Annotated in this window: 15 protein-coding genes; 5 read left to right on the top strand and 10 right to left on the bottom strand. The window is 69.2% G+C overall.

The window, feature by feature from the left end; genetic code table 11:
• Positions 1–331: 331 nt before the first annotated feature.
• The gene (locus WMF27_RS42445) at positions 332–1,075 is read right to left on the bottom strand and encodes a glutathione S-transferase (protein ID WP_437763195.1); all 744 of its coding nucleotides are present in this window, start codon (positions 1,073–1,075) and stop codon (positions 332–334) included.
• A 529-nt stretch (positions 1,076–1,604) separates the two neighbouring features.
• Here WMF27_RS42445 and WMF27_RS42440 point away from each other — a divergent pair.
• Positions 1,605–2,474, top strand: coding sequence for a fibro-slime domain-containing protein (locus tag WMF27_RS42440; protein WP_437943514.1), 870 nt, complete (start codon positions 1,605–1,607; stop codon positions 2,472–2,474).
• 156 nt (positions 2,475–2,630) lie between these two features.
• Here the strand turns inward: WMF27_RS42440 and gdhA are convergent, their stop codons facing one another.
• The 5 genes from gdhA to WMF27_RS42415 all read right to left on the bottom strand — a co-directional run bounded on the left by gdhA (position 2,631) and on the right by WMF27_RS42415 (position 8,655).
• Positions 2,631–3,980, bottom strand: a complete 1,350-nt coding sequence (gdhA, locus tag WMF27_RS42435) for an NADP-specific glutamate dehydrogenase (RefSeq protein WP_437763197.1) — start codon at positions 3,978–3,980, stop codon at positions 2,631–2,633.
• Positions 3,981–4,689: 709 nt separating this feature from the next.
• Positions 4,690–5,037, bottom strand: coding sequence for a hypothetical protein (locus WMF27_RS42430; protein ID WP_437763198.1), 348 nt, complete (start codon positions 5,035–5,037; stop codon positions 4,690–4,692).
• A gap of 480 nt (positions 5,038–5,517) precedes the next feature.
• Positions 5,518–6,921: an RICIN domain-containing protein gene (locus tag WMF27_RS42425; protein WP_437943513.1), complete on the bottom strand. Its 1,404-nt coding sequence runs from the start codon at positions 6,919–6,921 to the stop codon at positions 5,518–5,520.
• A gap of 483 nt (positions 6,922–7,404) precedes the next feature.
• Positions 7,405–7,536 carry a hypothetical protein gene (locus WMF27_RS42420; protein WP_437763200.1) on the bottom strand — a complete coding sequence of 44 codons (132 nt, stop codon included), beginning with the start codon at positions 7,534–7,536 and terminating at the stop codon, positions 7,405–7,407.
• A gap of 711 nt (positions 7,537–8,247) precedes the next feature.
• Positions 8,248–8,655 (bottom strand): hypothetical protein, encoded by a 408-nt coding sequence (locus WMF27_RS42415; protein WP_437763201.1) that lies wholly within the window; start codon positions 8,653–8,655, stop codon positions 8,248–8,250.
• A 22-nt stretch (positions 8,656–8,677) separates the two neighbouring features.
• Here WMF27_RS42415 and WMF27_RS42410 point away from each other — a divergent pair, with 22 nt between their 5' ends.
• Together WMF27_RS42410 and WMF27_RS42405 are read left to right on the top strand one after the other, a co-directional pair.
• A complete protein-coding gene (locus WMF27_RS42410) occupies positions 8,678–9,661 on the top strand; it encodes a glycoside hydrolase family 43 protein (RefSeq protein ID WP_437763202.1) in 984 nt (327 codons plus the stop codon).
• A 128-nt stretch (positions 9,662–9,789) separates the two neighbouring features.
• The gene (locus tag WMF27_RS42405) at positions 9,790–12,003 is read left to right on the top strand and encodes a family 43 glycosylhydrolase (RefSeq protein ID WP_437943512.1); all 2,214 of its coding nucleotides are present in this window, start codon (positions 9,790–9,792) and stop codon (positions 12,001–12,003) included.
• Positions 12,004–12,080: 77 nt separating this feature from the next.
• Here WMF27_RS42405 and WMF27_RS42400 read toward each other — a convergent pair whose 3' ends face one another.
• Entirely contained in the window at positions 12,081–13,169 is a 1,089-nt protein-coding gene (locus WMF27_RS42400; RefSeq protein WP_437943511.1) for a LacI family DNA-binding transcriptional regulator, read from the bottom strand.
• 224 nt (positions 13,170–13,393) lie between these two features.
• On the opposite strand from WMF27_RS42400, the gene WMF27_RS42395 reads away from it, so the two are divergent.
• Positions 13,394–14,920 carry an L-fucose/L-arabinose isomerase family protein gene (locus WMF27_RS42395; protein WP_437763206.1) on the top strand — a complete coding sequence of 509 codons (1,527 nt, stop codon included), beginning with the start codon at positions 13,394–13,396 and terminating at the stop codon, positions 14,918–14,920.
• 160 nt (positions 14,921–15,080) lie between these two features.
• Here the strand turns inward: WMF27_RS42395 and WMF27_RS42390 are convergent, their stop codons facing one another.
• Positions 15,081–16,220: a protein-glutamine glutaminase family protein gene (locus WMF27_RS42390; RefSeq protein WP_437943510.1), complete on the bottom strand. Its 1,140-nt coding sequence runs from the start codon at positions 16,218–16,220 to the stop codon at positions 15,081–15,083.
• Between the two features lie 676 nt (positions 16,221–16,896).
• On the opposite strand from WMF27_RS42390, the gene WMF27_RS42385 reads away from it, so the two are divergent.
• The gene (locus WMF27_RS42385) at positions 16,897–17,925 is read left to right on the top strand and encodes a ferritin-like domain-containing protein (RefSeq protein WP_437943509.1); all 1,029 of its coding nucleotides are present in this window, start codon (positions 16,897–16,899) and stop codon (positions 17,923–17,925) included.
• Here WMF27_RS42385 and WMF27_RS42380 read toward each other — a convergent pair.
• Positions 17,858–19,177: an outer membrane protein assembly factor BamB family protein gene (locus WMF27_RS42380; RefSeq protein WP_437943508.1), complete on the bottom strand. Its 1,320-nt coding sequence runs from the start codon at positions 19,175–19,177 to the stop codon at positions 17,858–17,860. The genes WMF27_RS42385 and WMF27_RS42380 overlap by 68 nt on opposite strands.
• 112 nt (positions 19,178–19,289) lie before the next feature.
• A complete protein-coding gene (locus WMF27_RS42375; RefSeq protein ID WP_437943507.1) occupies positions 19,290–20,447 on the bottom strand; it encodes an NAD(P)H-dependent oxidoreductase in 1,158 nt (385 codons plus the stop codon).
• Positions 20,448–20,561 lie beyond the last annotated feature (114 nt).

Below are 20,561 nucleotides of genomic sequence, written 5' to 3'. Positions count from 1 at the left end.
TGCGGACGTTGTCGATCAATGTCGGCGCGTATCGCGAGTGAGCGCCCGGACAGGTGTGGGGGTGCGCGCTGTACGTAGTGCTGTCCATGTACCGTACAGGTTACAGCTAGGGAATCGGTCCTACGAGCTCAGCCAGCGACGCTCGAGGTGTACCGCCTCGAGGGCGGGCGGTGGGTGCTGCTCGAGACCTACGAGGACCGACCCGCGCGATGAGGGGCGCGAGCTGCTCCACGCCGCCCCAGCGGCTCAGCGTCGAGACGACGCGTGACGCACGCGCGGTGCAGCGTCGCGAGCGCGACCCGCACGAAGCTCGAGATCGCGTCGGGCGGATTCACCGCCTCTTCGACGGCGCCGGATCGAGCTCCGGATAGTGCCGGAAGATGCCGTCTTCGTTGAAGCGTATCCGCCGATCCGAGGCCAGGTAGGCCGCGATCCGCGGGCGCTCGGCCACGCGGTCGTGCAGGGCGACGAGCCCGGGGATCCTGGGCGCGAAGGCGGCCATGGCGTGCGGGAACGCGTAGCGGAGGCCCGCGATCACCTGGAACAACGAGAGATCGACGTAGGACATCGCGCCTCCCAGGACGTGACGGCCGCCGTGGCGCTCGAGGACGCGCTCGAAATAGCCGAGGAACTTGGGCATGCGCTCGGCGAGGAAGGCCTGGCTGCGGCGGAGGGCCTCGGGCTTCTGGTCCTCGTAATAGAGCTCGACAGAGATGGGGTGGTGCGTGTCGTGCACCTCGGCGACCAGATCGGTGATGGTGAGCTGGAGCTGATGGGCGCCGAGCCTGCTCGCCTCGTCGTCCGGCGCGAGGCCGAGGCGCGGGCCGAGGTAGAAGAGGATGTTGGCCACCTGGGCGATCACGAGATCGCCGGAGCGGAGAAACGGCGGCGCGAAGGGCGCGAGCGCGTGGCTCTTCATGAGCTTCTGCATGGCGGCGACGCCGCCGTGCTTCGCCGCGGGCAGGCGGGCGACATCGACATAAGGAGCGCCGGCGTCCTCGAGCGCGAGGCGCACGAATTCGCCGCGGCCCTGAATGCCAGGCCAGTAGTGCAGCTCGTACGTTGGCGCGTTCATGATGGATAGCTCGCGCCGGCACGGGCCGGGGTCAATGGGCGCGCCGCCGAGCGGTCCGCCGGGCCCCGCGCGGGCACGCGAGCCGGTGCGAGCGCTCAGGGTGTCGGCACGTCCCGCGCGTAGGTAAAAGAAGCCGTATCGCAGCGCGAGGAAGTGTAGTGCAGCAAACCTAGCCGTGGGCACACGTGTCCGTCCGGGCGTTGGTCTGGCCCGGGACGCGCGACGCGAGACGCTCTACGGCGTCACCGAGCGCCTTGTGGTGCACAACGGTGCTTTTCCAGTACGGTGGCCCGCGGCTCGTCCGGCATCTTCCTCTCCGAGGGGTTCGAGCGCACGCCGCTCGAACTTTCTGCTCCTGATGCAGAAGGTCTCCGGGGTTGCGGCCGGGGACGCCGAGCTTTTTTGTCGAAGAATTTTTGACCCGTTCGACCCACCGCTGCCCACCGGGAAGGACGCTGGCGACGTGGGGCCTCCGACGTCGTCCCGTGCGGGTTCGATGGCTTCTGGCGGTCGGGAAAAGGGGCGAGACATGATGGCTTATCGGCGGATGGTGGTGGCGGTGTCGGCGTGCGTGACCCTCGTGGCGGCGACCGCGTGTGCAGGAGGGACCAGCGACGCTGGTGACGCAGCCTCCGACGGCGCCGGGACGGCGAGCGGCTCCGGGACGGCGAGCGGCGGCTCCGGGACGGCGAGCGGCGGCGACTTCGGGCAAGACCCTTCTTTCGGCGAGATCGGGGGTAGCTCGGGCGGCAACCCGAGCTCGGGCGACGACGCCTGCGGCAGCGATCTCATCGCGATCGTCCGCGACTTCAAGGACACGCACCCTGATTTCGAGGCGGGCCGGTTCGGGAGCGACCGGGGCCTCGTGGAGGCTCAGCTCGGCGCGGACGGCAAGCCGGTGTATGCGGGCGACAGCGAGGGCACGCGGACCACGACCGGCAAGGAGGCCTTCGATCAGTGGTTCCGCGACGTGCCCGACGTGAACACCGCCGTCCAGATATCGATCCCGCTCGCCGACAACGGGAATGGCACGTCCACGTACGACAGCTCCGACTTCTTCCCGATCGACGACATGGGGTTTGGCAACGAGGACCGGAGCCACAACTACCACTTCACGCTCGAGCTCCGCACCAAGTTTGAATACGAGGGCGGCGAGGTGTTCACCTTCTCGGGCGACGACGACCTCTTCACCTTCATCAACGGCCACCTCGCGATCGATCTGGGCGGTGTTCACAGGCCGGAGAGCGCGACCATCGACCTCGACGCGCGCGCTGAGGAGTTCGGCATCACGCCGGGCAACAGCTACACGCTCGACTTCTTCTTCGCCGAGCGCCACACGACCGAGTCGAACTTCCGCATCGACACGTCGATCGGTTGCTTCACCCCGGTCGTCAACTGAGCTCGGTCAGCCTGGGCGCCCAGAGGAACTGCCGTACATTCCAGCCGGCCTCCGGCGCCCACGGCGGACGCAGGTCCGTGCCGCCGCTCGCCCGCCCGCGCGCCGAGGAGCGCTCGGCCGCCTCGTGCGCGGTCTTCTTTCCCTCGCGGCCTGCCGTCAGATCACGCCGAGCGCGATCATGGCGCGCGCGACCCGCAGGAACCCCGCGACGTTCGCGCCCACCACATAGTTGCCCGACACGCCGAGCTCCTCCGCCGTGTCGTAGCACGTGCGATGGATGTTCGTCATGATCTCGGCGAGCCGCGTTTCGGTGTGCTCGAACGACCACGAGTCGCGGCTCGCGTTCTGCTGCATCTCGAGCGCCGAGGTCGCCACGCCGCCGGCGTTCGCCGCCTTGCCGGGGCCGAACGCCACCCCGGACTCGAGGAAGACGCGCACGCCGTCGGGCGTGGTGGGCATGTTCGCGCCCTCGGCGACGGCGCGGCATCCGTTTTTCACCAGCGTCGCCGCGTCGCGCGCGTTCAGCTCGTTCTGCGTCGCGCAGGGGAGGGCGATCTGGCACGGCACCTCCCAGACATTGCCGCCCGGCACGAAGCGCGAGCGCCGGCCGCGCCGCGTCGCGTACTCGCTGATGCGAGCGCGTTCGACCTCCTTCACCTGCTTGAGCAGCGCGAGATCGATGCCGTCGGGGTCGTGCACGTAGCCGCTCGAGTCCGAGCACGCAACGACGTGGGCCCCGAGCTGCTCCAGCTTCTGGCTCGCGTAGAGCGCGACGTTGCCCGAGCCCGACACCACGCACGTCTTGTCCGTGAGCTTCTCGCCGCGCACCCGCAGCATGTCGGCGACGAAGTAGACGGCGCCATAGCCGGTCGCCTCCTTGCGCACCAGCGAGCCGCCCCACGCGAGGCCCTTGCCGGTGAGCACGCCCGACTCGTAGCGGTTCGTGAGGCGCTTGTACTGCCCGAACATGTACCCGAGCTCGCGCTCGCCCACGCCGATGTCGCCCGCCGGCACGTCGGTGTGCTCGCCGAGGTGGCGGTGGAGCTCGGTCATGAAGCTCTGGCAGAAGCGCATGATCTCGCCTTCGGACTTCCCCTTGGGGTCGAAGTCCGCGCCGCCCTTGCCGCCGCCGATCGGCATCCCGGTGAGCGCGTTCTTGAAGACCTGCTCGAAGCCGAGGAACTTGATGGTCCCGAGGTAGACCGTCGGGTGGAAGCGGAGGCCGCCCTTGTAGGGACCGAGCGCGCTGTTCACCTGCACACGGAAGCCGCGGTTCAGCTGCACCTCGCCGCGGTCGTCGACCCACGGCACGCGGAAGATCACCTGGCGCTCGGGCTCACAGATGCGCTCGATGATCTTGTGCCGCGTCAGCTCGGGATGCTTGGAGAGCACCGGGCCGAGGGACTCGAGGACCTCACGGACCGCCTGGTGGAACTCCGATTCGCCGGGGTTGCGGCGAACGATCTGCTCGAAGAGTGACTCAACTTTCTCGTCCAAATGCACCATGTCGAGGGGGGGGTATACACCGGCGCGGCGCGCGGTCCAGTCGTCGTCGCCATCGCCCCCGGTTGTTCGGAGTATGCAGCCCGCCCACCGGGGCAGCATCGGTGTTAAATTGTTAATGCAGTGTAATTTCAGGAGGGCGGCGGACCGCAAAGGGACCTTCTGTCACCTGACGCGGGCGTGGCGGGTTCGCCCTTGACATCGCATGGCGTCGAGCATTGTTATAAGCACTAGTGACCGAGCTTACGGCGCTCAGGCGAGAGAGGAAGGGGGCGGCGACGGCCCAAGCCGCGGCGACCTTCGAGCTCTGCTTCGGCGAAACCGCCCCGCACGGCCTCATCGCAAGATGCGCTAACGAGGCTGCGCTGCGAGGCGGAGGCTCCGCTGCCCGCTGCGCGCGAAGCCCTGAAGGCGACTCTTCCTGCTCGTCCCGTCGGTGACGTCCAGCAGGAGGAGGGCGGCTGCGCCAGACGGTATGTCCGTGATCGGGACGGTGAGCGTCGGCTCGCCAGACCAGGGTCACGTCACCTGCAGCCGGTGGCGAGAGCAGCTATCGCCGGTGCAGATAGGACAAGCAAACGTGTTCCGCAAAGAAGATTCTCGGAGCCGTTCCTGACTCGTGCAGTCCGACGGTACGAGCTCATTGACAGAACGGGCCTTATGCGATCCACGTCGCTTCGCGGTCTCTCGCCATCATGGCGGCGCCCCGACGTCATTCGGTATCCCAGTCGCAGCGTAAGAAATGTCGCTGCTGCCGGAAGATCAATACCGCGTGCCTGCCGCGAATGCCGAGATGAAACGGCCGCCTGTCAGCGTCCGCGCGCTTGCGAAGTGCAAGCACTTGCTGTCCGGCCATGCGCCAGAAGGTCGGCTCCAGATAGGCTGGGGCTGGTTCGTCCTGCGCCGAGTAGGCGATCGCGACGAGCTCGCCCTCGCCGCTGTAGTTGACGATCAGTGTGACGCGCGTAGTCGAACAATGAACGCTGTACGTTGCCTGAGCGAGACGCGGCCAAGCCAGTACTCCGAAAGCGACGAGGAGCGCGCTGAGCAGCTGATTCACGGGTCGCGCGCCAGCAAGCTCCGTGCCGCAGCTCGATGACGCAATTCGCGCGCGCGGACGCCTCGCCGCGTGCGTGAGCAGCCACCGCCCGTGGCAAAGCAACCACGCATCCGCCACCTCGTCCCCGGGGGCGACGGCGCGGCTCAGGGTGCTGGCCAGCGAGGCGACCACGGCCGCCCGAGGCGACGGATCGGTCACGGCGAGCGCCCCAGGCCCTGGGCTTGACAATTGGACCCGGGCTGGGCCCACGCCTTCCGAGGGGCTGCGATCCGTCGTCACGCCCTCCCCAAATCCCCGGGGATGCGACGGATCGCGACGGTTCGCCACCGCGGAACAGTCCCGCCAGAAACACCGGCCGATGACGAGCGGCCGCTGGAAACAGTAGTGATTTCCATGGTTTCCGCCTGTCTCCCCGCCGAGGGCGGCCCCGGTGTGGCCCAATGAGGCGTCTCGTAGCCGCCGCGTCGGCGGGGCGCGAGGTCAGAATTGCGTGAAGAAGCTCCAGATGGCCGAGCTCGCGAAGCTCGGCGTCTGGTGGTCACCGGCAAACTCGCAGCGATGCACCGGGTATCCATCCCGGCACCCTTGATAGGCGACGCACGAGCTGGGGCCTACGGGGCTCGTCTCGGTGCTGCAGCCGTTCTTGCGCACGAAGACGTCGAGCGCCGCCCTTCCGGCCGAGACGGGGACGACGCTGTCGGACAGGCCGTGCGACATCCAGACGGCGACGGGCTGGGTGTTGGACTGGTTGCAGCCGCTGTAGAGGGCGCCGGACATCGGCGCGATGGCTCGGAAGACGTCGGGCATATCGCAGCCGATCGCGTTCGACATCATCCCCCCGAAGCTCCACCCGGTCGAGAAGACGCGGCTCGTGTCGACGCACAGGTTGGCTTTCAGGGAGTCGACCATGGCGCGGGCGAAGGCGATGTCGCGCCCGCCCGTGTTGGCCCAGCCGTTGTCGATGCCGTTCGGCGAGACGAAGATGGCGCTGCCGTTCGCCAGCGCCTTGAGCCCATAGTGCCCGTTGTTCACGACGTCGTTGGCCGATCCGCCGCGCCAGTGCCAGCCGAACACCAGCCGATAGGCCCTGTTCGGGTCGTAGTTCGCCGGAATGTCGAGCACGTACTGGCGCGTGGTGCCGTTGACGTTGATGGTGCGGTTCCCGCTGGTGAGGGAGGTGGGACTGCCACAGCCGGTGCTGCGCGTGTCTCCGGAGCCGCCGGTGCCGCCGGTTCCACCGGTTCCACCGGTGCCGCCAGTGCCGCCGGTGCCGCCAGTGCCGCCGGTGCCGCCGGTGCCGCCGGTGCTGCCGGTTCCCGAGCCCACGGGCGTGAGTCGGAATTGCTGATTGGTGCCGCCGTTCGACGCCCATTGAATCACGGCGGTGCCGTCCGCGGTGCCGCGGCCGTAGACGTCCAGGGACTTGCCGCTGTGGCGCGCGGTGAGGCGCACCACGCCGCTGGTGACGTCCGTGAACGACCACTGCTGGTTTCTCCCGGTCCAGCAGGAGTATTGCTGGATGGCGGCGCCGTCGCTGGTGGAGGCGCCCGCGACGTCCATGCAACGGTTGCTGTTGACGTTGCGGATGCGATAGTAACCGCCGCCTGCCGATTCCATGCGGAACTGTTGCCGCGTCGAGCCGTTGCAACTGGCAATCTGCATGGCCGCTGCATCAGCGGTGCTGCCTCCAGCCACCTGCACGCATTTTCCACTCTGGACGCCGACGATCGTGTAGACCGCGCTCGTATCGATCGTGATGGCGCCCTCGAGCGAGCCTGCCTCCTCGATCTCGGCGTCGTACGCCCCGTCGGGGCCGATGACGCACGACACGGCGAAGATGCCCGTCGCCACCGCAAGCAAGCTCTGCTTGGTTCCGAATCTCATCTTGTCCTCCTCGTCCTGTTAAGTAAGTGGAACTGGAATCTTCTCACGGCGCAGCGCTGCCCTCGCTCAGGTCGAGGTCGCTCGCCGCGCGCTCAAGGCTCCCGCGCTGGCCATTGCCGCTGCGGACGAATACCGAGATACGCGCAGAGTGGATAAGTTCGCTCTGCGTGCGCCATTTGACACGATAAGCGTGTTAATCTCCTGGATGCGCATGACGCGCCTATCCGGAGCGAAGCAAAAGCGGAACGACCGGTCGTGAGTGTGAGCGCTCACATGATCGATGTCAACTTGGATCGACCAGCCCGCCGCTCGGCTAGCGAGGTACTCGCTGCTGTGAGCATTCAGAATTTCACCCAGCGAGCGCGCTCGCGTGCTGAGCCGCGGCACGCCGTCCAGCTCGCCCCTGCTCCCGCGCTCGGCGTGGGCCCGGGCCACTCGGCACGACGCCCCGCGAGACAATGGATGACCTCGGGCGCCGCAGCGCTACGGCTCTCCGCCGTCGGCGCTCCCCTGCCCCAGCCGGACCGGCCGCGCCCGCCGCTCGCGGTTCCTCGCCACCCGCGCCGTCCGGCTCGCCAGGATCTCCGGCGACGGCGTGCGCCCCTGGTGCAGCACCTGCTCCGCGTGATGCCCGTCGAGAAACCTTGATCAACCCGCGATTGACCCGAGGTGTCTCGGTTCACTCGGACTGCGTACCTCGACGCCGGGGACAGGAGAGCACCGACGCGTCGAGCCGCCGTCGTTCCGTGTTTCTCGACCAGGGAGACGGCTCGGCGCCTCGGGCGTTCGATCCCGATCTCCTCGCGCGCTGGCCCGGTGGTAAGGCCCTGACCTGCTCGTTCGGTGGCCCACGCGCGACTACGATGTCACCCTGCTCGCGGGCGGCAAGACGGGGGGCACGGCGGAGTCGCCGCGCTTCTTCTGGGAAGGGACGGCCGTGCGCTCGTCGCCGGGCCATTTCGGTTGACGCCGCCGTTGTGAACGCTCACAGTTGCTCTCGAACGACCCTTTCGCTTTGTGCAGGACAGGCCGTCGTGCGCGCAGACCGCTCGTCCTCGGGATCGCGCCCGGCACGGCTCCGCTCCTGTGGACCGGGATGTGAATGCCTTGCCCGATTGAGCACCGGAGCACCTCACGCTGGCGCCCATCGGCGCAGCAACTACGCACGAAACCGAGGACCGAGATGGCACGTGTGGCAAGCAGCCCGAGAGCACGATTCCTGGTGGCGCTCTTGTGGACTTCCGGGTGCAGCGACCCGGCGACGACAGCCGGCGAAGACGCAGGACCCGGTGACGAGCCCCTTGCGTGCTCCGCGGGCACCTGGGATCACGATGGCGATAGCGCGACGAGCTGCGTCGCATGGACAGGCTGCACCGCAGGCACCTTCGCGAGCGCCGAGGGCTCGCCCACGGCGGACCGGCGGTGCACGGCGTGCCCCGAGGACACCTTCAGCGACACGGTGAACGCGCCGAGCTGCAGGATGCACACGCCCTGCGCGCCCGGGACGAGGCAGACCGCGCCGGGGACGAGCTCGACGCCCGTGCAGTGTGACGCCTGCTCGCCGGGCACGTACTGCGCAGGCGGGACCGCCGCGCCTGTCGATTGCGCGGACGGCGCCTGGGACGACGACGCCGACCCCGCGACGACATGCGTCCCTTGGACCGACTGCGTGCCAGGGGAGCGCGTCGACACGGCGGGGAGCAGCACCACGGACCGCAGCTGCCTCAAGTGCACGAACGGCGAGCACACGGCCTCGATGAATGCAAGCAGCTGCTCCCCGGGTGCCTGGGTGCTGAGCTACTTCGGGCCGCTTCAGGACGTTCCGAGCGATTCGCTGCATCTCGCCTACAGCACCGACGGGCTCCACTGGTCGGCCCTCGCCGATGGACAGCCTGCGTACCAGCTCACCGGGATGGGAACGAATCACATCCGAGATCCGTTCCTGTTCCGCAAGAACGATGGAACGTACGTCTATATCGCCACGGACTGGACGCTCTCGGTAAACGACTCGAACTACTGGAACCATCCGAGCTCCAAGATCTTCGTGGCGGACTCGACCGATCTCATCACCTTCACGAACCCCCGGTTGATCACGCTCACGAACCTTCCGGGCCCCGGGGCCACCCCGATGCACGCCTGGGCCCCGGAGGCTTACTACGACCCCGATCGCAAGCTCTATGCGATCATCTGGTCCGGAAACGACACCACGGGCGCGAACCGCATCTACGTCAGCTACACCGAGGACTTCGCCACCATCGTCAACCCGACACCCGACGTGCTCTTCGATCCGGGCTACAGCGTCATCGACGCGACGATCACGCAATGGAATGACCGCAACTACCTCTTCTTCAAGGACGAGACGGACAGCAGCGGGGGCGCGCTCACCGGATCGGGCAAGGACATCCAGATCGCGCGCTCCTCGACGCTCGCGCTCGATCCGGCGACGTTCACGCGATGGAGCCCGGACTACATCACGCGCGGGTCGACCCAGAGCCGGAGGCGAGCGACGGAGGGCCCCTTTGTCATCAAGGATCCGGCCCAGAGTCGATGGTACCTGTTCGCCGACTACTACCTGAACGGCGGCGTGTTCGGGTGCTGGAGCACGACGGATCTCGACGCGGATCCGGGCTCCTGGACGGAGCTCCCGAGCGCGCAGTACAGCTTTCCGTCCGGCGTGCGCCACGCGAACGCGGTCCGGGTCACGCAGGCGGAGCTCGACGCGATCATCGCCCACTACTGAACATCCTACCGGATCCGCGGCACCTTATCATGCGCGCACCGAAATCTCCCCACCCAGCGTCCACTTCCCTCTCCGCGCCACGCGTCGCGCTCACGGCGGCAGCTTGCTCCTTCGCCGCATGGCTCGTGGTGGCCGGGTGCTCGAATGGGCCCTCGATCGATGCGCCGGACGCGCCGACCAATTCATTGCGGATCACGACGGCCGGCACAGCGCTCAGCACCTCGGAGTCCGGCGGGCAGGTGACCGTGAGCGTGGCGCTCGACGCCCCGCCGAGCGAGCCTGTCATGGTGCCGGTCTCGAGCTCGGATGCGACCGAAGGCGCCGTCTCACCGGGGACCATCTCCTTCACGGCGGAGGACTGGAGCATCCCTCGAGAGATCACGGTCACGGGCGTGGACGATGCGGAGAGCGACGGGGATCGGATCTTCCGCGTCCGCTTCGGGCCCTCGGTCTCCGCAGACCCGGCATGCGACGGCCTCGTCGCGGAGTCCGCTGACATCACGAACACGGACGACGACGGTCCCAGGACGGCGGCGATCGTCGTCAGCGGCCCGTCGGGGATCCTCGCCGAGCGCGGCGCGCCCGTGACGTTCACCGTGCTCCTCGCATCGCAGCCGAGCGCGCCCGTGACGATCGCCCTCCGCGCCAGCGACACGACCGAGTCGACGCTGAGCCATGCGGGCCTGACGTTCACGGAGGCGAACTGGAACGCGGCGCAGACCGTGACCTTGAGCAGCGTCGATGACTGGGTGGCCGACGGAGCTCAGCCCGTACGCGTCGTCTTCGACGCACCGGTCAGCGAGGACCCCGCGTATGCGGCCCTCGCCGCCCCCGCTGCTCTCGAGCTCTCCAACCTCGACGACGACGTCGGAGGGGGGTACCAGCTTCGCACGACGCACACGGAGAGCGACGCCCCGCTCTACGTCGCGCACTCGTATTATCATGCGATGATCACCCGCCTCGACGACAGGGCGAACAACCAGGTCCCTGCCGACTTCCAGTGGAGAGTGGTGCCCGGCCTCGCGAACCCGGAGGATCCGACGCTGGTGTCGTTCGAGTCCGTGGGTTTCGGCGGTCGCTACCTGCACGTCGACAGCGCGAATTCGACCCGGTACCCGCTGCAGGATGAGACGTCCAACCGGGCTGACGGGCTCTGGCAGACCCCACCCGAAGAGAGGAGTCACCTCCTGTGGATCGACGCGTTCACGGATACCACCACGTTCCGGAGGGACGCCACGTTCCGGATCGTGCCCGCGCTGAACGGGGATCCGACGATGGTCTCGCTGCAGTGGTACTCGGATGCGACGCGTCATCTCCGGCGCCTGAACTACCAGATCTATGCGCACGCGCTCGACGGCACGGCGGTCAAGAACGCGGAGGCGTCGTTCGCGCTCGAACCGCTCGGCTATTTGATCTCGCAGCGCGCTGATCCCCACATCAGGCGGCACACGGACGGTTACTACTACTTCACCGCGAGCGTGCCGACGTACGATCGCATCGAGATCAGGCGCGCGACAACGATACGAGGCCTGGCCAGCGCGGCCCCGAAGGTCGTCTGGACGAAGCACGCGACCGGCCCGATGGCGGCGCACATCTGGGCGCCAGAGCTGCATTTCATCGACGGCAAGTGGTACATCTACTTCGCCGCCGGAAGCTCGACCGACATCTGGGCCATCCGCATGTATGCGCTCGAGAGCTCATCGGCCAACCCGATGGATGGCAGCTGGCTCGAGCGAGGGCAGATCGTGACGGACTCGGACACGTTCGCGCTCGACGCGACGACGTTCGAGCACGACGGCAAGCGCTATCTCGTGTGGGCGCAGGAGGACCCCGGCGTCGCGGGCGACAACAGCAGCCTGTTCATCGCGGCCATGGTGAACCCGTGGACGCTGGTCAGCCCCAACGTGCGGATCGCCAGACCCGAGCACGCCTGGGAGACGGCGGGGTTCGCGGTCAACGAAGGTGCTGCCGTGCTCGAGCGGAACGGGCGGATCTTCATCAGCTACTCGGCGAGCGCGACGGACGCCCGCTACTGCCTCGGCCTGCTCACGGCGAGCGCGACGGACGACCTGCTGAGCGCCCGCTCGTGGAAAAAGAGCGAGAATCCAGTGTTCGCCAGCGCGAACGGGCTCTATGGCCCGGGCCACAACTCGTTCACGACGTCGGCGGATGGATCGATCGACCTGCTCGTGTACCACGCGCGGAACTACGAGAAAATCACGGGGGACCCGCTCTACGACCCGAACCGTCACACGCGCGTCCAGCGGCTCGAATGGAACGCAGACGGAACGCCGAACTTCGGCGTACCGCTCCTGAACGGCGCGAATACGATGGGCGATTGACTGCCTCGTGGAGGAATCGAGCGCGAGTGCCGCGGCGAGAGCCGCAGCTGGCCACGATCATGGCGATGGGCGGGCGGTCACGAGCGGTCGGCTCTCCGCGCGCGAGCTCGCCTCTCGCTGCGCGACACGTCCGATGTTCGCGCGGTGAGGCGAGGGGGGAGCAGGACCTCTCGCGCGACCCTGGCCCCCGTTAGCATTTCAAGGAGCAGCCGGACCGCTTCGCGTCCTATCGCGCCGACGTCCTGATCGACGGTCGCGACGGGATAGCGCAGGAGATCGGCCATCAGGATGTCGTCGAATCCGACGACGTCGATCTCGTCGGGCACGGAGAGACCGGCCGCGCGGATGCCCCGCAGGGTCCCGACAGTGCTCCAGAAATTCGCCGCGTAGACGGCCAGAGGTCCACGCAGCCGCTGGAGAAGCTCGACCATGCGCGTCTCGGCCGCTTCCGGGGTGGCCTCCTTCAACTCCTCGATGGCCGCCGCCGTGACGCCGCTCCGCGCCAACTCCGCCCGGAACCCGTCGAGACGATGTCGGTAGGTGGGGATGTCGAGCGGGCCGCCGATGTAGACGAGCGACCGATCCCTGTGCCTGAGAAGGTGGCGGAGCGCCAGCGCCGAACCGGCGGCGTGATCGGTGCGCACGCACGCCACGTCGAGGCCCGGGACCGCCCGGTCGATCTGCACAAAGGGGAGTCCCTGCTCGTGCGCCGCGATGAGATCGCAATCCCCTCCGGAAACCGGGGACACGATGAGCCCATCCACCCGGGACTCGTGCACGAGCTGCAACGCGCGACGCTGGCGCCCCACGTTACCGGCCAGGTGGCTCACCACGAGGGTGTAGCCGTGGAGCTCGGCCTCGCGCTCGGCGCCGACGGCTATCCCGGCCCAGAACGGGTTCGCCAGGTCCTCGACGGCGAGGGAGATCGCGTACGATTTTTGCTCCCGGAACGCCTGGGCCATGGCGTTGGTCCGGTAGCCCAGCTTCTGGGCCAGGGTCCAGACCCGCTCCACCGTGGCGGCGCTGATGCGGAATTTGGCGTGCTTGCCCGTCAGGACGTGAGACACCGTCGTCTGGGACAACCCCAGCTGTTCGGCGATGTCCTTCATACGGACCGGACGCAGGCCGGGCACGTGCGGCGGGTCGGGGTCGGGGGGATCGTTCAAGCGCGCGCTCCGTTCAGCTAATTCGGATTAGCTGTTGACGCTAGCACGCACACGCATAGTATTGAAGCGGAATACGCGGTCGGTGTTCGCGGTCCCCTGCGCGCGAGGGAGCCATGGCAGCGATCTGCGGATCCGCCAGATCGAACCATCGTTCAGCGGTGTCAAAGCGCTGGCGGGGGTCCAGGGGCATTCTGGCTCAAGCCCGCCTGCTTCAGGAGACAGCAATGGCACAGAGTGAACCGGTGATCTTGGGCTTCATGGGCAACCGGGGCTTCTTTCCGACGGAGTTCGCGAAGGAGGGTGCGAAAGCGACCCAGTCGGCCGTGGGCCACGTGCTCGGCGAGCGCGTGCGCTACGTCGATCTCGGCAACGTCGAGACCTACGCCGACGCGCGCGCGGCCGCGGGCGTCGCCCAGCAGTACCGCCGCGCTCCCGACGGCGGCGGGGCCATCGGCGTCATCTGCTCGATGTACAATTTCTCCGATGAGAACGGGATCCGGGACTTTCTGCGGCTGGCCGACCTCGATGTGCCGGTTCTGCTGCACACCGAACCAGACGTGCGCGGTTTGGGGCGCATGGGACAGAAGGGCCGGCGGGACGGGGCGTGCGGGCGCTTTTCGGCCGCCAACGCGCTCCGCCACATCGGCTACCCGTACACCCTCACGTCCAGGCATTGCGAGGCCGTCAGCTCGGCCGCCTTCGCGGACGATCTCCACGCCTTCTACGCGAGCTGCGTCCTGGCATCGAAGTTCCGTCGCCGGGGCCGCGGCGTGCGGCTCGGGCTGGTGGGCTCGGGGCCCGACGCGTTCCAGACGGTCACCAACGTCTCCACCGAGCTCTTGGGGCACATGGGCCTGAGCACGGTCGGCCTGGAGCTCATCGCGCTCGATCGACAGATGCGTCAGGTCTCGCCGCGCGAGCTGTCCACCCAGCTGGAAGCCGTCTCCGGCTACATGGCGGCGACTGACGTCCCGCGCGCCTCGCTGGAGGCGATCGCCCGGATGGGCGTCGTCTTCGATCGTTTCGTGAAGGAGAATGACCTCGACGGCATCGCGGTGCGCTGCTGGACGGAGATGCAGAAGTACCAGATCGGCGGAGAGGTGGGCGTGATGCCCTGCACCTGCATGAGCATGCTCTCGGACAAGCTCATCCCCGCCGCCTGCGAGACCGACATCGCGGGCTGGATGGGGATGTACATGCTCCAGTGCGCTTCCGGGCTCGTGCCGCTGCTCGGCGACTGGAACAACATGTATGACGACGAGCGCGAGGAGGTGGATCTCTTCCACTGCGGCGTCTGGGCCAAGAGCGTGATGCGCCCCGGCGCCCGCATCACCCGCCAGGAGATCCTGGCCACCCAGGCCGACATCGGCGCGGAGAACACCTGGGGCGCGGTCGACGGCGAGCTCAAGGCGGGCACCTGCGCCTTTCTGAGACCTTGCACCAACGCGCGCGAAGGCAGCGTGTTCCTCTACGGTGGGGTGGGCCGGGTCAGCGAAGAAGGCGTCGACACGTTCGGCACGCGCGGCCGCATCCAGATCCCGCGCATTCAGGAGCTCTTTCGCTATTTGACGCAGCCCGAGCGGGCGGTGGAGCACCACACGGCCCTCGTGGTCGGGACGCAGAAGAACATCGAGCTGACGATGAAGGCGATTCGAGACGCGGTGCCCTACATCAATGCCCAGGCGGGCCTCGGCCGCGGCGGTCAGGCGCTGATCGATTTCTACGAGCACAGCCAGGTGGGCGAGCTCTGAGGCCGCGCCGCCCCGCGGCGCCAGCAGCCGCCTCCTGGCGCCGTTGCGGCGTGGTCCCAGAAAGCCGAGGCCCCTGGTGACGGAGAGGCCGAGCTGCGCCGGGTGTCCCTCGAGCGCGCTGACGATCGACGCCCCGACGACACGCGCCTGGCCATCCGGGTCACTGGATGCGAAGGGCCATCGCCTGACTCGCGAGCTCTCCGTTTGACACCGTCACCTGATAGTCGCCGGGCGGATACTCCTGGCTGATCAGGATCCTGCGGATGTTGCAGGCGTCGATGGGCGCGAGCTCGTCGATGCCGTTTCCGGTGATGCGCACGGTCGTCCAGCCTTCGACGAAGTTGTCCCCGATGATGTAGATGGGATACCAGACGAGGCTGTCGAACTGGTCCGACGCAAAGCGCCGGACGATCGGTGGGAGGTTCGGATCGGGCGTGGGCTCCGGTTCGGCGCAGGTGCCCCACGGCGGACAGTCGCCGAGGACCCGGTACGGATCGCGCCCGAGGATCTCCTGAACTCGCCATTCGGTCAGGAGCCGCGTGTACATGCCGCCACCCTGGTTCAGGGCGGGCGGCGGCGGCTCCACGGGCACAGCGTCGAAGCACCCCTCCCCCAGGGCGTGGTCGCGGCACAACGCGACGTCGATGTCGTCGGCGACGCTGAATTGAGAGAGCCACTCCGCGATCGGGAGGGGCCGCGACGGATCGATGGCGACGTCCAGGATCATGAGCTGCCCACCGACCCGGACCACGGGCGCGACGTGGCCGGACCACGTCACGGTTCCGGACGGCTCGTTGGCTGTCTGGAAGACCAGCCGCTTGCGCGGCTTTGCCTTGACCCTGGCGAAGTAGGGCGTCGGATAGTCCCATTGGTGGAAGAAGTAGACCGCCGCCTCGGCCCGCTCCTCGCAGCCGTTGTCGGCCGCGAGCCAGGGAATCCGCCGCAGAAACTCGGGTTGCTCCGGCACGGTGAGCAGCCGGCTGTCGCGGATCGCGGCGAAGCCGGAGCTCAGCTGCTCCTCGGTCCACGTGGGAACGCAATCGGCCGCCAGGCTCCCGGGCGGGCCCTTGAGCTCATCGAACGAGCGCGGACCGTCGGGCAGCTGGCAGGTCCCGCTCGCGCTGCCTCCGGGGGATCCTTCGTCACCCGACGAGCCCGCGCCGGACGGCGGGGAGTCGACGGCGTCCTCCAGCAGCGCTCCCATGTCGGAGCGCTCGATGTCGGGAGCCCGATCGGAATAAGCGCCCTCGTCCCCTCCACAGGCCGAGGCGGCCAGGGCCGCCGCCGCGAAACACGACACTCTTGCAAGCTTGAAATAGGACCGTCGCATGAATCTGATCTCCCTGCGTAAGACATGAAGCACCCCGAGAGGAGCCGTCACGCTCGGAGCATGTCGGGGACCGCGGGGTGCGGCGCACCATAGCACCGCTCGCGGTCCCCGCACGGCGGACACCGGCGATTTTCGAGGCTCGGCTGGCTCCTATGCCGCCGCTCGACCGTTACCCGGTGAATGCCCGTAATCTCGGTCGTCCTTCGCTCGAACCGCATCAGAACGCGCCGTTTTCCTGCTGTGCGCAACCACGCACCGCGACGCGAGGACTTCGCTGTGCAGGGGTGCAGCGCCGCTGTGTACAAGGCTCATCATGAAGAGCTCTTCCTGATGAGCATGCTGTGTCTGGGTGTCTGCGCGACGTGCTTCGCCCACTCGGTTTTTTGCGATACGCATGTTGTTGCCCGCCTTCTGGTGCTATCGCAGATCGTGTCTGCCAGTCCGCGGTGTAGCAGCCCCTGACGGTGCTCGCGTTGGTTCCCCTTCAGCGGCAGTTTGACACGACGGGGCTCAGGACGGCGCCGGACAGGGCGGGGCCGGAGGACAGGGCGGGGCCGGGGGACAGGGCGGGGATGTCTCGTCGCTGTTCGATAACGCCTGTTTCCCTGCGTCGGACGACGGCGGCTGCCCCTCGGAAGAGGACGTCGTGGCCCAGCTCCCGAGAAATGGCTGCCTGATTCCATCGCTGTTGGTGAGCGGGCCGGAGATCGACCCGGCGACGAATCAGTGCTGCTACACGTTCTTGCCGCCGGGCGAGTGCGTCACGGTGGCCAATGGCACCGGGCGGCCGTTCCTCGTCGGCGCGCGCGCGCTCCATGCCGCCGCGGCGCCCGGCGCCGCGTGGCGAGCCGCGCGCGCCGCGGACGAGACGACGCCCGATGTCCGCCGGCTCTCCGCCGAGGCGCGCGCTGAGCTCGCCCGCGCGTGGACGGGCGACGCGCTGCTGGAGCACGCCTCGGTCGCCTCGTTCGGGCGGTTCGCGCTCGAGCTGCTCGCCGTGGGGGCCCCGGCCGAGCTCGTCGAGGCCGCGCATCACGCCGCGCTCGACGAGATCCGCCACGCGCGCCTCTGCTTCGCGCTCGCCGGCGCGTACGGCGGCGCGCCCGTCGGTCCCTCGGCGTTCCCCTTCGGAGGCGCGGTCGCGGTGAGCGAGGACCTCGCCGCGGTCGCCGCGAGCGCCGCGCGCGAGGGCTGCGTCGGCGAGACGCTCGCCGCGGTGCTGGCGGCCGAGCAGCTCGGTCAGGCCCAGGATCCCGCGGTCCGCGCCGCGCTCGCCGTGATCGCCGCGGACGAGGCGCGCCACGCCGAGCTCGCGTGGCGCGCGGTCGCGTGGGCCGTCGCCACGGGCGGCGCCGGGGTGCGCGCCGCCGTGATCGACGCGTTCGCGGCGGCCGAGGAGGTTCTGGCCGGCTTCACGAGCGGCGCCGTGGCGAGCCCCGAGCTCGCGGCCCACGGGCGGCTCGGCGCGACGGAGGCCGCCGCCGTCCTCCGTCGCGCGCTCGACGAGGTCGTGCGTCCGGCCGCCGCGGCCCTGCTTGGCGCGTCCACCTCGCCGGGAAGCGCGGCCGCAGGCGCGTTCTCCGCCTCGTTCGTCGCCGAGGGCGGCTTCACGGAGGGTCGGTCGCACCAGGGCGGCGTGCGGCGGCCGGCGCCGCCTCCACGGGGCTCGCGCTGACCGCCGCCGCGGCCTCCGGGGGCCTCGCGCCGACCGACGCGGCGGTGAGCCCGTCGGCCTGCACCACACACGCCTGGATCGCCCGGCCGAGCGACGCGCGCCCCGCCACGGTCCCGCGCTGCGCGTCGAGGAACCTGATCCCGCCGCGCGCGTCGCACAGCGCGAAGCCGCCCGCGTAGGCGGCGCCGCCGAGGAAGTCGGCCTCGCCGGCGTGGGCCCAGGCGAGCGCGCCGGTGCGCGCGTCGAGGCCGACCGCGGCCCGGTAGTACGTCGCCACGTAGCGCTCCCCCTCGATGCCCGGCGGGCCGGCCGGCCGGGGGCGGGCGTAGAGCCGCGCCCTGTCCTCGGCCGAGGCGGCCGGCGCGAGCACCTCGGTCCCGGCGGTCATCCAGACCGGCGCCCCGGGCAGCTCGCGCGCCGGCAGCCGCGCGATCGACGCGCGCCCGGCCGCGCCGAGCCCGATCGAGGCGTCGAACCGCGTCGCCGCCTCGCCGCCGAAGAAGACCGTCCCGCCGAGCAGGAAGGCGCGGCTCACCTCGGTGCGGAGCAGCGCCCGCGCCACCTCGCCGCCGGTCTGCAGGTCGAACACCGTGACGTAGCGCCCCTGCCAGGGCAGGAACGCATAGCGCCCCACGACCGCGGGCACGCCGATGGCGGCGGCGTCCTCGATCTGGCGCAGCACGAGGCCCTCGCGGCTCACCGCGAGCACGACGCTCCTCGTGCCGGTGGTCGACACGAGGGACACCACGGTGGTCTCTCCGTCGTCGCCCGCGCCGCGGAGCCTGCCGCCGGCGCGCCGCTTCCAGAGCAGCTCCCCGGTGCGCGCGTCGAGGGCGAACAGCTCGCCCCGGCCGAGCCCGACGACGACGCCCCCCGCGACGGCCGGGCGCGCGTCGAGCCGGTGCACGAAGGTCCACGCCGGGCCGCCGTCGAGCGGAACCCCGACGAGCTGGCGCGCCCGCGCGCCCGCGACGACGCCGACCGCCACGTCGGCGCCGAGGGGGATGCGCCTGCCCGCGAACCGCTGCTGGAAGGCCGCGATGCCCGCGCCGCCGTCGTCCTTCCAGCGGGGGTCGAAGGCCTCGCCCTGGGTCTGCCCGCCGCCGCAGGCGACGGACAGGGCCGCGAGGGCAGCGCACACGGGGACGAGCAGCGCGCGGGCGCAGGCGGCGGCGCAGAGCGAGCGCGGGCGCGGGGCTCGTCCTCGGGCCGTGGGCGGAATCGCCCTGTTCGGATCCATGATCTCAGGCACCTGCGTCCACGTTCCGGCGATCCCCCGCATGCGGTGTGTTCCTGCGCCGGTCGTAGCGTGGCTTCGGCTCACCGAGCAAGCGAGGCGGGTCTCTGCGAGCAGCGCTGGCAGCTCACGCCGAGAAGGCGCCGTCGACCGTCAGGCTCACGCCGTTGATGTAGGTCGACTCGGGCCGGGCCAGGTACGTGACGAACCGCGCGATCTCGCCGGGGTCGGCGATGACGATCCGTCGCCGGGCCGGCGGCGGTTGCTCGATGGCGTTGGACATCAGCACGGCGAAGCGCCAGCCCTGCGCCGTCCGCCGGAAAACATGCGTGTACTTCTGCCGCGCGGCGAAGACGCCCGCGGTCCCGCCGCGCCGCATGGCCACCTCTTGCCGGCCCACCTCGACGGCCAGGTCGCCGCTCCGCTCGATCCGCTCCGGCGTCTTCCTGAACGACGCGAAGCTCGCGCTCCGGAAGAGCTCCGCTTCGCACGCGAGGAGCCGCTCGCGGCCGGAGACGACATCGTGCCCCGGGATCAGGAGCTGAATGTCGTCGGTGCAAAGCGCTGCATAGGCCTCCGCGTCGCCCCGCTGGATGGCAGCCGCCTGCGCAGCCCGCAGCCCGCCGATCTCCCGCCGATCGTCCTCGGTGAGCGGCCCGAGACACACCGGCTCTCCAGGAGAGGCGAAGAGATGGTCGATCTCGGCCCGCGCGCACGCGATGCGACGCGACCGAGAGGCCTCGTCTCCGCTCATCCCATCCAGCGAGATCACGTCGACCTTCGTGACGCCCATGAAGGCCAGCATCGCCCGCAGCGTGCGGGTTTGAAGCTCGTCCTCGGCGGCCGGCGAGGCGACGCCGCCGCGCGTCGTCACGACGGACGCCGACTTGCTGGAGAGGAGGCCCACGTAGCGCCCTTCTATCTGTGCAAACGTACGGTCATTGCGGATGACGTGATCGAAGTAGGCCTTGAGGGTCGATGGCAGCGTGAGGTTGTACAGCGGGCTGCTGATCAGCACGTGATCGGCCGAGCTCAGCTCATCGATCAAGGCGTCGGACAGCACGAGGCCCTCGGGCGGCGGCCCCCCGGAAGGCGGCGGGGGCGCGAGGAACGCAGCGATGGTCACGGCGTCGAGGTGCGGCACCGGATACCGGGCGAGGTCGCGAACGATGACGCGGCCGCCCGGATTCGATTCTGTCCAGCGTACCTGGAAATAGTCCGCCACGCTCCGCGAGATCGACCCTTGCGTACGGGCGCTTGCATCGATTCTGAGCAGTCTCTTCATGTCCTCTCCGGGTGGGGTCCGCTCCCAGGACAAGGCAGCCCACCGGAATGTGACCGCCGGCGCAGCACGGACGCAGGCGCTCACGCCCGAGCGCTGCGGCGATGGACTGTCTGC

The organism is Sorangium sp. So ce281, assembly GCF_051527395.1.
GTDB classification, from domain to species: Bacteria; Myxococcota_A; Polyangia; order Polyangiales; family Polyangiaceae; genus Sorangium; species Sorangium cellulosum_B.
The sequence above is the reverse complement of the archived record's forward strand: the minus strand, read 5'-3'. Positions and strand labels throughout refer to the sequence as shown.

Bases quoted from the DNA above. Each gene is read 5' to 3' on its own strand.
- WMF27_RS42395 (WP_437763206.1), top strand. From the start codon at position 13,394: ATGGCACAGAGTGAACCGGTGATCTTGGGCTTCATGGGCAACCGGGGC.
- WMF27_RS42425 (WP_437943513.1), bottom strand. From the start codon at position 6,921: ATGAGATTCGGAACCAAGCAGAGCTTGCTTGCGGTGGCGACGGGCATC.
- WMF27_RS42410 (WP_437763202.1), top strand. From the start codon at position 8,678: ATGAATGCAAGCAGCTGCTCCCCGGGTGCCTGGGTGCTGAGCTACTTC.
- WMF27_RS42440 (WP_437943514.1), top strand. From the start codon at position 1,605: ATGATGGCTTATCGGCGGATGGTGGTGGCGGTGTCGGCGTGCGTGACC.
- WMF27_RS42445 (WP_437763195.1), bottom strand. From the start codon at position 1,075: ATGAACGCGCCAACGTACGAGCTGCACTACTGGCCTGGCATTCAGGGC.
- WMF27_RS42375 (WP_437943507.1), bottom strand. From the start codon at position 20,447: ATGAAGAGACTGCTCAGAATCGATGCAAGCGCCCGTACGCAAGGGTCG.
- gdhA (WP_437763197.1), bottom strand. From the start codon at position 3,980: ATGGTGCATTTGGACGAGAAAGTTGAGTCACTCTTCGAGCAGATCGTT.